The 13,191-nt window shown below is 34.1% G+C and carries 14 protein-coding genes; all 14 read left to right on the top strand.

Translation table 11 applies throughout. The annotated features are described in order from the left end of the window. Positions 1-68 precede the first annotated feature (68 nt). The 14 genes from OLM53_RS01315 (at position 69) to OLM53_RS01250 (ending at position 13,160) form a co-directional block, all read left to right on the top strand. Complete coding sequence (locus OLM53_RS01315) at positions 69-524, top strand: MarR family winged helix-turn-helix transcriptional regulator (RefSeq protein ID WP_264521255.1); 456 nt, start codon at positions 69-71, stop codon at positions 522-524. Positions 525-537: 13 nt separating this feature from the next. Then, the gene (locus tag OLM53_RS01310) at positions 538-1,170 is read left to right on the top strand and encodes an NAD(P)H-dependent oxidoreductase (protein ID WP_264521254.1); all 633 of its coding nucleotides are present in this window, start codon (positions 538-540) and stop codon (positions 1,168-1,170) included. Between the two features lie 25 nt (positions 1,171-1,195). Further along, positions 1,196-1,762 (top strand): YceI family protein, encoded by a 567-nt coding sequence (locus OLM53_RS01305; protein ID WP_264521253.1) that lies wholly within the window; start codon positions 1,196-1,198, stop codon positions 1,760-1,762. A 253-nt stretch (positions 1,763-2,015) separates the two neighbouring features. Then, the gene (locus OLM53_RS01300; protein ID WP_264521252.1) at positions 2,016-3,410 is read left to right on the top strand and encodes an anthranilate synthase component I family protein; all 1,395 of its coding nucleotides are present in this window, start codon (positions 2,016-2,018) and stop codon (positions 3,408-3,410) included. 9 nt (positions 3,411-3,419) lie between these two features. After that, on the top strand, positions 3,420-3,989 hold the full coding sequence (locus OLM53_RS01295) for an anthranilate synthase component II (RefSeq protein ID WP_264521251.1): 570 nt from the start codon (positions 3,420-3,422) through the stop codon (positions 3,987-3,989). After that, complete coding sequence (trpD, locus tag OLM53_RS01290; RefSeq protein WP_264521250.1) at positions 3,986-4,981, top strand: anthranilate phosphoribosyltransferase; 996 nt, start codon at positions 3,986-3,988, stop codon at positions 4,979-4,981. The genes OLM53_RS01295 and trpD overlap by 4 nt, the downstream gene beginning before the upstream one ends. Continuing rightward, complete coding sequence (gene trpC / locus OLM53_RS01285) at positions 4,981-5,766, top strand: indole-3-glycerol phosphate synthase TrpC (RefSeq protein WP_264521249.1); 786 nt, start codon at positions 4,981-4,983, stop codon at positions 5,764-5,766. Before trpD ends, trpC begins: the two co-directional genes overlap by 1 nt. 26 nt (positions 5,767-5,792) lie before the next feature. Next, the gene (locus OLM53_RS01280) at positions 5,793-6,398 is read left to right on the top strand and encodes a phosphoribosylanthranilate isomerase (protein ID WP_264521248.1); all 606 of its coding nucleotides are present in this window, start codon (positions 5,793-5,795) and stop codon (positions 6,396-6,398) included. Then, on the top strand, positions 6,395-7,582 hold the full coding sequence (trpB, locus tag OLM53_RS01275; protein WP_264521247.1) for a tryptophan synthase subunit beta: 1,188 nt from the start codon (positions 6,395-6,397) through the stop codon (positions 7,580-7,582). Before OLM53_RS01280 ends, trpB begins: the two co-directional genes overlap by 4 nt. A 2-nt stretch (positions 7,583-7,584) precedes the next feature. After that, positions 7,585-8,346: a tryptophan synthase subunit alpha gene (gene trpA, locus OLM53_RS01270; RefSeq protein WP_264521246.1), complete on the top strand. Its 762-nt coding sequence runs from the start codon at positions 7,585-7,587 to the stop codon at positions 8,344-8,346. 160 nt (positions 8,347-8,506) lie between these two features. Further along, entirely contained in the window at positions 8,507-9,130 is a 624-nt protein-coding gene (locus OLM53_RS01265; RefSeq protein WP_264521245.1) for a TetR/AcrR family transcriptional regulator, read from the top strand. Next, positions 9,120-10,448, top strand: a complete 1,329-nt coding sequence (locus tag OLM53_RS01260; RefSeq protein WP_264521244.1) for a TolC family protein — start codon at positions 9,120-9,122, stop codon at positions 10,446-10,448. Before OLM53_RS01265 ends, OLM53_RS01260 begins: the two co-directional genes overlap by 11 nt. An 11-nt stretch (positions 10,449-10,459) precedes the next feature. After that, positions 10,460-11,533 (top strand): HlyD family secretion protein, encoded by a 1,074-nt coding sequence (locus OLM53_RS01255; RefSeq protein WP_264521243.1) that lies wholly within the window; start codon positions 10,460-10,462, stop codon positions 11,531-11,533. A gap of 37 nt (positions 11,534-11,570) precedes the next feature. Further along, positions 11,571-13,160, top strand: coding sequence for an MDR family MFS transporter (locus OLM53_RS01250; protein ID WP_264521242.1), 1,590 nt, complete (start codon positions 11,571-11,573; stop codon positions 13,158-13,160). Positions 13,161-13,191 lie beyond the last annotated feature (31 nt).

Raw genomic sequence — 13,191 nt, 5'->3', positions numbered from 1 at the left:
ACACAACATTTGTATATACAACTAATAATTATTTTACATTTGTAGCTACAAATATTGTACGGGTAATTATGAAAATAGAAGAAATCATAAAATCGACAGTGGCTATGGATGATGCTAAAAAAGTCATTCTGAATATTATGTACACACAAAATGTGATAAATGATAAGTTTAGTGAAATACTAAAGCCTTATGATTTGTCTGGTGAACAATACAACGTTTTGAGAATTTTAAGAGGACAAAAAGGATGCCCTGCTAATATGTGTATCATTCAGGAACGGATGTTAGCCAAAAATAGTAACACTACCCGACTGATTGACAAACTATTATTAAAAGATTTTGTTACCCGGGAAGTTTGTCCTGAAAATCGCAGAAAAATAGAAGTATTGATTACCCAAAAAGGATTGGATGTTTTAACTGCTTTAGATCCAAAAGTAAACAATCATGAACAAGTTTTTGCTGCCAATTTATCATCAGAAGAATTAGTTACATTAAATCATTTATTAGAAAAATACAGAAACAATTAATTAAAAACTAGCTATGAGTAATTTTATTAAAAATGCCAACTGGCGTTATGCCACCAAAAAATTTGATGCTTCCAAAAAAGTATCTGAAGAAGATTTAACAACACTTAAAGAAGCTATCCGTTTATCGGCTTCCTCTTATGGTTTGCAACCCTACAAAGTGATTTTTGTTGAAAATCCAGATTTGAGAGCTCAATTACAACCAGCCGCTTGGGGACAAGGTCAAATTGTTGATGCTTCACAACTAATTGTTTTTGCAAACATCACAAACATAGGAGAAAATGAAATTGACGCTTATTTCAAAAACCTAATAGAAACAAGAGGGATTCCAATGGAAGCCGTTCAAGGGTATAGTGATTTCATGAAATCAAAAATTACTACTCTTCCTCTAGAAGTTAGAAATACTTGGACATCAAAACAAACGTATTTGGCATTAGGGAATTTATTAAATGCTGCTGCGGAATTAAATATTGATGTTACCCCGATGGAAGGATTTGACGCTGCTCAATTTAATGAAATTCTTGGTTTAGACCAATTAGGATTAAATGCTTCATTAGTAGCAACTGTTGGTTATCGTCATGCTGAAGATGATACGCAACATTACGCAAAAGTGCGTAAATCAAATGAAGAATTATTCATCAAATTATAATCAATAACTCAAAAACAATTTAAAAATGAAAAATTTAAAAACTATTGCAATTGCATTATTAGTAGCATTCGGAACGACTTTAGCTACTGCACAAACTAAAAAAGTTGACACTCAAAAAAGCACTATTACATGGAATGCCAAAAAAGTAACGGGTGAACACAGTGGAACTGTTAATTTTAAAGAAGGAAATTTAATCTTTAAAAGTGGAAAACTAGCTGGTGGAAATTTTACTGTAGATATGACTTCTTTAGTGGCTACTGATTTATCAGGCGACTGGAAAGTAAAATTAGAAGGTCACTTGAAATCAGAAGATTTCTTTGGAACTGAAAAAAACCCAACATCCACTTTAGTATTCAAAAAAATTGCTACTAAACCAAACGGAGTTTATACTGTAACTGCTGATTTAACAATCAAAGGAATAACAAATCCTGTAACTTTTGATTTGACAGTTAAAGGAAATACTGCAACTACTGTAGTAACTATCGACAGAACAAAATACGGTATCAAATACAATTCGAAAAATTTCTTTGAAAGCATTGGAGACAAAGCTATCTACGATGATTTTACTCTAACTGTTAACCTACAGTTCTAATTAGGGAATGATTGCTATGAAAAACCTCGGGAAGAAATTTTCGAGGTTTTTTTATTTTTTGTTTGAAAATTAAAAACACATCACTACATTTGTTTCAATCAATAGCATTATGAGCACAATTTTAAATAATACTTGGTGGTGGAATAATTTACGTCAGTCGTCGTGAAGTAGTCCATTATTGGTATCATTAACCCAAATAATAAAAAGACTTGTCATTCACGACAAGTCTTTTTTTATTTAAACAACTTTTAACATGCAACAATTTAATTTATATACTAGTTACAAGCAAATCCTGGCCGACACCATAACGCCAGTGAGCATTTATTTGAAAATTAGAGACAAATTTCCCAATAGTATTTTATTGGAAAGCAGTGACTATCACACCGCCGACAATAGCTTTTCTTATATCTGTTGCAATCCAATAGCTTCCATCAAAATAGAAAATAATACCATTGTAAAGACTTTTCCAAACGGAACTTCAGAACTAGTAACTATTTTGTCGAATACAAATGTTCCTAGTATAATTGAAGAATTTGCAGAGCAATTCAAACTAGAGAAAAATAATTTCAAATTTATAAACAACGGTCTTTTTGGCTATACAAGTTATGATGCCGTTCACTATTTTGAAAAAATAGAGATTACTAAAAAAGAACAAGACATAGCTATTCCAGAACTCTACTATGCGGTTTATAAAAATATTATTGCCATCAATCATTTCAAAAATGAAGCCTATATCTTTTGCCATAATATTGACACCGATAATAACATAAAAGAAATTGAACAATTACTACAAACTAAAACTTTTGCTAGTTATAGTTTTACTAAAGAAGGCGATACCATTTCCAATTTAACGGATGAAGAATTTAAAAACAATGTGGCTTTAGCCAAAAAACACTGTCATCGTGGCGATGTTTTTCAACTAGTTTTGTCTCGACGATTTTCACAAGCTTTTAAAGGAGATGAGTTCAATGTTTACAGAGCGTTACGCAATATTAACCCTTCGCCCTATTTATTCTTTTTTGATTATGGCAATTTCAAAATATTTGGCTCATCTCCCGAAGCACAATTGATTATCAAAAACAAACATGCTGAAATTCATCCAATAGCAGGGACTTTCAAACGAACTGGAAACGACGAACAAGATGCCGAATTAGCCAAAAAGCTTTCAGAGGATGCTAAAGAAAATAGCGAACATGTGATGCTTGTAGATTTAGCTCGAAATGATTTGAGTCGAAATTGTAGCGATGTCAAAGTCGAGAAATACAAAGAAGTCCAATTCTTTTCTCATGTAATTCATTTGGTGTCAAAAGTTACCGGAAAATTAAAAGGAAGTTCCATGAAATTAGTAGCCAACACTTTCCCTGCTGGCACATTAAGTGGTACTCCAAAACACAAAGCCATGCAATTGATAGAAAGTATTGAAAACAGAAATCGAACTTTTTATGGAGGAGCCATAGGCTTTATGGACTTTGAAGGGAATTTTAATCATGCCATTATGATTCGAACTTTCCTATCAAAAAATCATCAATTACATTACCAAGCAGGTGCGGGAATCGTAGAAAGTTCAACTGAAGAAAATGAAATGCAAGAGGTATACAATAAACTAGGAGCGCTCAACAAGGCACTAGAATTAGCAGAAACAATATAAAATAACACCATGAAAACAATAGCCGTTATTGATAATTACGACAGTTTCACGTATAATTTGGTTCATTATTTAGAAGATTTAAATACTAAAGTTACTGTGTTCAGAAACGATGAATTTGAATTAGATGAATTAGAAATGTTTGATAAAATTTTGTTATCTCCAGGTCCCGGAATACCTGATGAAGCTGGTTTACTGAAAGCTGTAATTTCAAAATATGCTGAGACTAAAAGTATTCTGGGAGTATGTTTGGGGCAACAAGCCATCGGAGAAGTATTTGGCGGAAGCCTAATTAATTTGGAAAAAGTATATCACGGGGTAGCTACAAAAGTAACTCAATCTGTAACGGATGAAACATTATTTAACGGTTTGCCCAATGAATTTGAAGTTGGACGTTATCATTCATGGGTAGTGGCTAATACCGATTTTCCAACGGTTTTAGAAATCACTTCAACGGATCAAAATGGAGAAATTATGTCATTGCGTCACAAAACATTAGATGTGAAAGGAGTACAATTTCACCCTGAAAGCGTTCTAACTCCTTTTGGAAAACAAATTTTAGAAAACTGGATTAACTCATGAAAACCATTTTAAACCGATTAATTAATCACGAAAGCTTATCGAAAGAAGAGGCCAAATCCGTTTTGGTCAACATTTCCTCAGGGCTATATAATCAAAGTCAGATTGCTTCTTTTCTAACGGTTTATATGATGCGAAATATAACTATTGAGGAGCTTTCCGGATTTAGAGAAGCCTTGTTAGAACTTTGCATTCCAATAGATTTTTCGGCATACAACACGATTGATTTATGCGGGACAGGCGGTGATGGCAAAGACACTTTTAATATTTCAACTTTAGCATCATTTGTAACTGCTGGAGCTGGAATCCAAGTGGCTAAGCATGGAAATTATGGGGTGTCTTCTATTTCTGGATCTAGTAATGTCATGGAAACCTTGGGAGTGAAATTCAGCAATGATTCGAATTTTTTAACCCAGTGCATTGAAGAAGCTAATATTGCAATTCTTCATGCACCACTCTTCCATCCTGCTATGAAAAATGTGGGGCCAATTCGAAAGGAATTAGGCGTTAAAACTTTCTTCAATATGCTTGGACCAATGGTAAATCCATCGTTTCCAAAAAATCAATTAGTGGGTGTTTTTAGTTTAGAGTTGGCTCGAATGTATGCGTATTTATATCAAAATACCGAAGTAAATTATTCCATTCTACATGCCTTGGATGGGTATGATGAAATATCATTAACTGGTGATGCCAAACTGATTAGTAGAAATACTGAAACCATAATTAACCCATATGATTTTCAGCTTTCAAAATTGCAATTTGAAGCTATTAAAGGAGGAGAAACCATTGAAGAATCTGCTACTATTTTTATGAATATCATCTCTGGAAAGGGTACTGAAGCACAACAAAATGTGGTTTGTGCCAATGCTGCTTTAGCGATTGCAACAGTAGAAAATTGTACCGTTTTAAATGCATTCGAGAAAGCAAAAGAAAGCCTACAATCAGGAAAAGCACTAGAAAAATTGCAAAGACTTCAACAAATTAGTAAAGCCTAATGACCATTTTAGATCAAATAATAGCCAGTAAAAAACGAGAAGTTGCCCTAAAGAAAACAATTGTCTCTTTGCAACAATTGGAAAACACTAATTTGTTTAATTCCAAAACTAACTCATTAAGTAAATCAATCCTCAATTCACCTTTCGGAATTATTGCAGAACACAAACGTCGCTCCCCTTCTAAAGCAACTATAAATCATGACTTATCCGTGGAAGAAATTGTCAAAGGATATGAAAATGCTGGTGCTAGCGGAATTTCTGTTTTAACAGACAGTCAGTATTTTGGCGGTTCATTAGAGGATTTACTATTCGCAAAAGCAACAGTAAATACACCATTACTTCGGAAAGAATTTATTATAGATGAATATCAATTGCTAGAAGCAAAAGCTTTTGGTGCCGATGCTATTCTATTGATTGCTGGAGTTTTAACTAGGAATGAAATCAAAACACTATCAGAGTTTGCTCAATCAATTGCCCTAGAAGTTTTATTAGAAGTACACAATCAAGAAGAACTTGAAAAAAGCATCATGCCAAGTCTTGATATCATTGGTATAAACAACCGAAATCTCAAAACGTTTGAAGTGAGTTTGCAAAACAGTATTGATTTGGCCACCCAAATTCCGAATGACTTTATCAAAATATCTGAAAGTGGTTTAAGTTCATCCAATGATATCAAACTTTTAAAAAATCATGGATTTCAGGGATTTCTAATAGGGGAAAACTTTATGAAAACGGATAATCCAGGGAAAAGTTTAGAACAATTTATCAATCAACTAAGAGGATAATGGCAATTAAAATAAAAATATGTGGCATGAAATTTCCAAAGAACATCACGGAAATAGCAGCTTTACAACCAGACTATTTGGGCTTTATTTTCTATGAAAAATCACCCAGATATTTTGAAAATACAATTCCAAACATAGACAAATCAATAAAAAAAGTCGGCGTTTTTGTAAATGCTTCCTATAACGAAATTGAAGAAAAAGTAAAGTTATATGATTTGGATTTGGTGCAATTACACGGTGATGAAAACCCTGAATTTTGTGCTTTAATAGAAAATAATTTAGTTAAAGTTATAAAAGCTTTTAGCATAGATAATAATTTTAATTTCAATAGTTTAAAAAAATACACAAACCATTGTTCTTACTATCTTTTTGACACTAAAGGTCCTAAATACGGCGGTAACGGATTTGCATTTGATTGGTCAGTTTTAGAAAACTATCCTTTTGAAAAAGCTTATTTCTTAAGTGGCGGAATTGGATTAGAAAACACAAATGACATCGAATTATTCTTTAAAAAAAAACAAGCCAAATATTGTCTCGCCATCGACCTCAACAGTAAGTTTGAAATCGAGCCTGGATTGAAAAATCTTGAAATAGTAAGCGAATTTATAGAACAACTAAAACAAAAACTATGAGCACAAGATACAATGTAAATGAAAAAGGTTTCTATGGCGACTTTGGAGGTGCTTTCATTCCGGAAATGCTTTATCCAAATGTAGAGGAGTTACGCCAACAATATCTCTCTATCACAGCAGAGAATAGCTTTCAAGAGGAATTTCATTCGCTTCTCAAAGAATATGTTGGTCGGCCAACCCCTTTATATTTTGCTAAACGATTATCGGAACAATTTAAGGCTAAAATCTATTTAAAAAGAGAAGATTTATGCCATACAGGAGCGCATAAAATCAACAACACTATCGGACAGATACTTTTAGCCAAACGTTTAAACAAAACCCGCATAATAGCCGAAACGGGCGCAGGACAACATGGAGTAGCAACCGCCACGGTTTGTGCTTTAATGGGATTGCAATGTATTGTCTATATGGGAGAAATTGATATTGAACGTCAGGCGCCAAATGTAGCCCGAATGAAAATGCTTGGAGCCGAAGTTCGCCCGGCAAGCTCTGGATCTAAAACGCTTAAAGATGCTACTAATGAAGCGATTCGTGATTGGATTAGCAATCCTTTAGATACTTTTTACATTATTGGTTCAGTGGTCGGACCTCATCCTTACCCTGATATGGTGGCCCGATTTCAAAGTGTAATTTCAGAAGAAATTAAAAGTCAGTTACTTGAAAAAGAAAATCGAGAAAATCCTGATTATGTGATTGCATGTGTTGGTGGCGGAAGTAATGCTGCCGGAGCATTTTATCATTTTTTAGAGAATGAAAATGTAAAATTAATAGCTGTAGAAGCGGCAGGAAAAGGAATTGATTCAGGAGAAAGTGCCGCCACTTCTGTTTTAGGTAAAATTGGTGTTATTCATGGAAGCAAAACATTACTAATGCAAACAAATGATGGACAAATCACCGAACCTTATTCGATTTCAGCAGGATTAGACTATCCTGGTGTTGGCCCCATGCATGCTAATTTATACCAGACCCAAAGAGCCGAATTTATAGCTATTACAGATGATGACGCCATGCAAGCCGGAATTGAATTAGCTAAAACAGAAGGCATCATTCCAGCTATAGAAAGCGCCCATGCCTTTGCCGTTTTGAAGTACAAAAAGTTCCAGCCAAATGATATTGTAGTAATCAATTTATCAGGTCGTGGCGATAAGGATTTGAATACTTATATCAATTATTTTAAACTATAATAATGAAGCGAATTCAACATAAATTATCTGAAAATAAAAAAATACTATCTATCTATTTTTCAGCAGGTTTTCCTAATTTAAATGACACCAAAAGTTTAATAGAAAAATTAGCCGAAAATGGAGTTGATATGATAGAAATTGGGCTTCCTTTTAGCGACCCTTTAGCCGATGGACCAACCATTCAAGCTAGTTCAACGCAAGCCTTAAAAAACGGAATGACTTCTGAAATTCTTTTTGAGCAGTTAAAAGACATTAGAAATACAGTTAGTATTCCACTCATAATCATGGGCTATTTCAATCCGATTTTGCAATTTGGCATTGAAGATTTTCTAAAAAAGTGCAAAGAAACAGGCATTGACGGCTTAATAATACCCGATTTACCACTTGAAATTTATCTTTCCGAATACAAACAACTCTTTGAAAGCCATAACATTTCAATGATTTTCTTAATCACATCTCAAACTTCTGAAGAAAGAATTAGGTTAATTGATGCCAATTCGAATGCTTTTATTTATATGGTAAGTAGTGCAAGTGTAACGGGGAGTAGAGATAGTTTTGACGATAATCAATTAGCTTATTTCGAAAGAATTGCAGCAATGAAATTAAAAAACCCACAAATAATTGGCTTCGGAATTAGCAACAAAACTACGTTTCAACAAGCAATAAAACATCAAAAAGGAGCCATTATTGGCAGTAGTTTTATTCAATTCATTACTAACAACCCCGTTTCTTCTATTTCTAATTTTATCCAAAATATAATTTAGATAGAATATACTATATAATTGATAATTAATTTTATAAATATTCAATATAGAATTTATCTATGATGTTTATTTTAGTTAAATTAATGTTAAAAGAAAATTAAACAAACGTTTAATTTAAACAAGTGTTTAATTTTGTCATCGATTTACAAATCATAAAACCATGACCGACTTAAACGAAAAACAATTAGAGATTCTTCAAGTAGCCGAGCAGTTATTTGCCGAAGAAGGATTTGACGGTACTTCGATTAGGGATATTGCCAAAAAAGCCAACATTAATATCGCCATGATATCCTATTATTTTGGATCTAAAGAAAAGATGTTGGAATCTCTTATCATATACAGAATTGCTGATATGCGCTTGCAATTGGAAAGCTTGTATAATGAAAACATCACCCCTTTGGAAAAGATTGATAAACTGATTGAACTTTATATCAGTAGAATCAACAAAAACCGTTGCATGTATCAAATTATTCATTTCGAATTCTCCACTAAAAAAAGAGAATTAAACTTTGAAAAATTTACCGAAATGAAGATCAACAATCTAAAAGCTTTAGAAAGAATTATCAAGGAAGGGCAAGATTTAGGTATGTTTCAGAAAAATATCAATGTTGCCCTGCTCTCTCCTACAATCATGGGGACCTATTTTCATTTTCATATGAACAAACATTTTTACGATGAGATTTTCAATTTGAAAACAGAAGAAGATTACAACAATTTTGTTGCAACTACATTAACACAACACATTCAAAAAACCATAAAAGCACTTTTAGTATATGAAAATTAATCCAATGGTTCTCCTCGCCTTTCTTCTTTTGACTATGACTAAAAATCAGGCACAAGAAAAAAAACTACTTACGCTAAAAGAAGCAGTTGAATTGGCTGTCACCAACAGTGATGATGCTGCACTTGCCAAAACCAAAGTAGCCACTTCAAAACTAGAGTTAGACATTGCAAAAAACAACCGTTATCCAAGTGTAAAAGCTTCTGGACAATACCTACGCCTATCAAGTGCAAATGTAGTTTCTAACATTCAATCAAATAGCGGAAGCAGTTCAGGTTCTTCGGCTCCTTTGAAAATTGATCAACTCATGTTAGGACAAGTCAATGTCGCTATGCCTGTTTTTAATGGCTTTAAATTAAAAAATAGTATCAACGAGTCCGATAACATGTATAAGGCCGAAACCTTCTCTGAGAAGCACTCTAAAGAGCAAATCGGATTAGAAGTAGTGAATTTATTTTCTACACTATACAAAGCGCAACAAATGACTGCTTTAATTGAAGACAATCTAAAAACGGCAGAGCAAAGGGTAAAAGACTTTACGGCTATGGAAGAAAACGGTTTGATTGCACGAAACGATTTGCTTAAAGCCCAGTTACAACAATCCAATGTGCAATTGTCTTTGGATAATGCTAAGAAAAACTCAGCCATTGCCAATTATAGATTGATAACACTTTTAAAACTTCCAGAAAATACCGAAGTTGAAATTGATATCGAAGCTGTAAAAAGAGATATGGCTAGTAACAAAGACAATATGTCAAATGGAGAAAGAAATGATTTAAAATCGTTGGAACTGAAAAAAGCTGCAGCAGAAAACGGCATCAAAATCGCCAAAGGAAATTACTACCCTTCTCTTTCTTTAACCGGTGGATATATTGCATTTGATTTAAATAATGTGTTAACAGTTACCAATGCTATGAATGTTGGAGTTGGTGTTTCTTATGATTTATCAAACATCTTCAAAAATGGCAAACAAGTAAAATTAGCACAAAGTAAAGCTAAAGAAACAGAGATAGCGGTTACAACGTTAAGTAACGAAATCAAAGAAGAAATTTTTCAATCGCAACAAAACTATAACCTATCGTTGAAACAAAGTTTAGTTTACGAAAAAGCAGTGGAACAAGCTATTGAAAACTATCGCATTGTAAAAGACAAATACGATAACAATCTTTCGGATACTAACGATTTATTAGAAGCCGATTACCAACAATTACAAGCCAAAATCAACCAAGCACTTTCTAAAGCCGATATAGCACAGAAATATTACGAATTACAATTCGCTTCCGGAAAATTAATCAATTCATTAAACATCACTCAAAACTAAAAATAGAAACCATGGCAAATACCAATAAAAAATTCACGCTAATATTCATTGTTCTTCTCGTTATTGGAGTATCATATGGAGGTTACAAATACATTCACTCTCTTTCGCACGAAACGACTGATGATGCGCAATTAGCCAAAAAAATGAACCCCATCATTCCAAGAGTTGGCGGGTACATCACAAAAGTTTTGGTAAAAGACAATGATGTGGTCAAAAAAGGAGATACGCTTTTTATAATTGACAATAGTGAGTACATAGTGAAATTAGAAGAAGCTAAAGCTAATTTGGCTGCAGCCGAAAACAGTTTAGAAGTAGCCAAAGCCGACATTGGTTCTGCCGAAGCTAATGTTTCTGTCTCGAATGCCAACGTACAATCGGCTAATGGAAGCATCGAAACTGCTAAAATTCGTCTAAGAAGAGCGTCTGCCGACTTTGAACGCTACAGCAACCTATACAAAAATCATTCAATTACCAAACAACAATTTGAACAAGCGGAAGCCACTAAACAAGAAGCTCAAAGTCAGTTGCAAATCATACAAGACCAACAAAAGGCATCCTCTTTTCAAAAATCAGTGGCCGCATCAAAATCCAATGTGAGTAGCAAACAAGTTTTAGTAGCTGCTGCCAATGTTAAAAAGGCCCAAGCTGCTTTAGATGCCGCCAATTTAAATTTAAGTTATACTGTGGTTACCGCCTCTATTGATGGGCAAGTTTCTACTGTTGACATTCAACCTGGCCAATTAGTACAACCAGGACAGTCATTGTTTTATATTGTTAATAATAATGAAACTTGGGTGATCGCTAATTTCAAAGAAACTCAATTAGACAAAATGCGCCAAGGTCAAAAGGTAAAGCTGAAAATTGATGCTTTCCCAGGTATCGATTTCGAAGGCGAAGTTAGTTCGTTTTCACCTGCTACCGGCTCTAAATTTTCTCTTTTGCCTCCTGATAATGCCAGCGGAAACTTTGTAAAAACGGTTCAAAGACTACCCGTTAGAATTAATTTTACAGATAACAACGATAAAGAAAAAATAAAATTACTACGTTCCGGAATGAATGTTGACGTAGATGTAATCTTAAAGTAAAATTCACAATTTACCATTCATAATTCACAATTAAAAAATGGCAGCAGCACCAGTAGTTCAAGATGATTTAGTAGAATATGGGTTCCGACGAACCATTATCACCATTACGGCAGTGCTTTGTGCTTTGCTCGAAATTGTAGATACTACCATTGTTAACGTGGCATTAAACAACATGCGTGGTAGTTTAGGAGCATCGCTAACCGATGTGGCCTGGGTTATCACAGCCTATGCCATTGCTAATGTAATTGTAATCCCAATGACGAGTTGGTTATCACAACAATTTGGTCGTAGAAACTATTTTGCTGCTTCAATTATCATCTTTACCGTAGCTTCATTCATGTGTGGTAATGCCGATAATATATGGGAATTAGTGGCTTTTAGATTCATACAAGGACTTGGTGGAGGTGCTCTTTTAGTAACAGCTCAAACCATTATTACCGAAAGTTACCCAATTGAAAAAAGAGGAATGGCCCAAGCTATTTATGGTATGGGAGTAATTGTAGGACCTACTCTAGGCCCCCCTTTAGGAGGCTATTTGGTCGATAATTTCTCTTGGCCTTATATCTTCTACATCAATTTACCTATCGGAATTGTAGCCACACTACTAACCTTAACTTTTGTTAGAAGTCCAAAATACGGAGAAAAATTAAAAGCCAACCAAGTCGATTGGTTAGGAATAGGATTATTAGCCGCCTTTATTGGTTCGTTACAATACATCTTAGAGCATGGCCAACAAGACGATTGGTTTAATGATACAACCATTTGCACTTTGGCAGTAATTAGCTTTTTAGGGTTATTCTTTTTCATTTGGCGTGAACTCACTTATAAATTTCCAATTGTAAACTTAAATGTACTCAAAGACAGTAATCTTAAAGTAGGTGTTGTCATGAGTTTCATCATGGGATTTGGTTTATACGGAACCACATTTATCGTTCCCATTTACACCCAATCTATTCTAGGATGGACAGCTACTGATGCCGGATTATTATTAGTGCCAAGTTCAATAACGGTTGCGTTTATGATGCCAATGATTGGTAAAATGATTCAGCGTGGAGTGCCACAAACCTATTTGGTAGCAATGGGTTTCTTAGCCTTTTTTGTCTTTACCTATTGGATGCACGATGTAATGACTCCAGATACCGGAGAAGAGCATATGTTTTGGCCTCTAATTGTTCGTGGATTAGGTTTGGGATTATTGTTTGTCCCCATTACTACCCTTTCTCTTTCTTCCTTAAAAGGAAAAAGTATTGGTGAAGGAGCTGCATTTACAGGAATGATGCGTCAATTAGGCGGTTCATTCGGAATTGCGATTATCACAACCTTTATAGCTCGTTTTGGTCAAGAACACAGAGTTAATTTAATTGCTCATTTAGACATTACAAGAGTGGATGTACAAAACAGATTGAATGCTTTGCAAAGAGGTTTCATGTCAAAAGGATTTAGTCCCGAAGTAGCTTTACATAAAGCTTATAAAGTCTTAGACTTCAATGTGACCAAACAAAGCACAGTCTTGTCATACATGGATATTTTCCTTTATTTAGGGTTGCTTTTCCTATTTTGTATTCCGTTTATTCTATTAATTAAGAAAGGAAAAAACAAAGTTGACATGAGTGAAGCCATGCATTAATTAACTAATTTACAAGTTATTAACAATTTGT

Origin of the sequence: Flavobacterium sp. N1994, assembly GCF_025947145.1 — a bacterium.
GTDB lineage: Bacteria > Bacteroidota > Bacteroidia > Flavobacteriales > Flavobacteriaceae > Flavobacterium.
This window is presented reverse-complemented; position numbering and strand designations above follow the sequence as displayed.

Excerpts from the sequence above, each read along its gene's own strand:
- OLM53_RS01315 (WP_264521255.1), top strand. The coding sequence starts at position 69 with ATGAAAATAGAAGAAATCATAAAATCGACAGTGGCTATGGATGATGCT.
- OLM53_RS01310 (WP_264521254.1), top strand. The coding sequence starts at position 538 with ATGAGTAATTTTATTAAAAATGCCAACTGGCGTTATGCCACCAAAAAA.
- OLM53_RS01305 (WP_264521253.1), top strand. The coding sequence starts at position 1,196 with ATGAAAAATTTAAAAACTATTGCAATTGCATTATTAGTAGCATTCGGA.
- OLM53_RS01300 (WP_264521252.1), top strand. The coding sequence starts at position 2,016 with ATGCAACAATTTAATTTATATACTAGTTACAAGCAAATCCTGGCCGAC.
- OLM53_RS01295 (WP_264521251.1), top strand. The coding sequence starts at position 3,420 with ATGAAAACAATAGCCGTTATTGATAATTACGACAGTTTCACGTATAAT.
- trpD (WP_264521250.1), top strand. The coding sequence starts at position 3,986 with ATGAAAACCATTTTAAACCGATTAATTAATCACGAAAGCTTATCGAAA.
- trpC (WP_264521249.1), top strand. The coding sequence starts at position 4,981 with ATGACCATTTTAGATCAAATAATAGCCAGTAAAAAACGAGAAGTTGCC.
- OLM53_RS01280 (WP_264521248.1), top strand. The coding sequence starts at position 5,793 with ATGAAATTTCCAAAGAACATCACGGAAATAGCAGCTTTACAACCAGAC.
- trpB (WP_264521247.1), top strand. The coding sequence starts at position 6,395 with ATGAGCACAAGATACAATGTAAATGAAAAAGGTTTCTATGGCGACTTT.
- trpA (WP_264521246.1), top strand. The coding sequence starts at position 7,585 with ATGAAGCGAATTCAACATAAATTATCTGAAAATAAAAAAATACTATCT.
- OLM53_RS01265 (WP_264521245.1), top strand. The coding sequence starts at position 8,507 with ATGACCGACTTAAACGAAAAACAATTAGAGATTCTTCAAGTAGCCGAG.
- OLM53_RS01260 (WP_264521244.1), top strand. The coding sequence starts at position 9,120 with ATGAAAATTAATCCAATGGTTCTCCTCGCCTTTCTTCTTTTGACTATG.
- OLM53_RS01255 (WP_264521243.1), top strand. The coding sequence starts at position 10,460 with ATGGCAAATACCAATAAAAAATTCACGCTAATATTCATTGTTCTTCTC.
- OLM53_RS01250 (WP_264521242.1), top strand. The coding sequence starts at position 11,571 with ATGGCAGCAGCACCAGTAGTTCAAGATGATTTAGTAGAATATGGGTTC.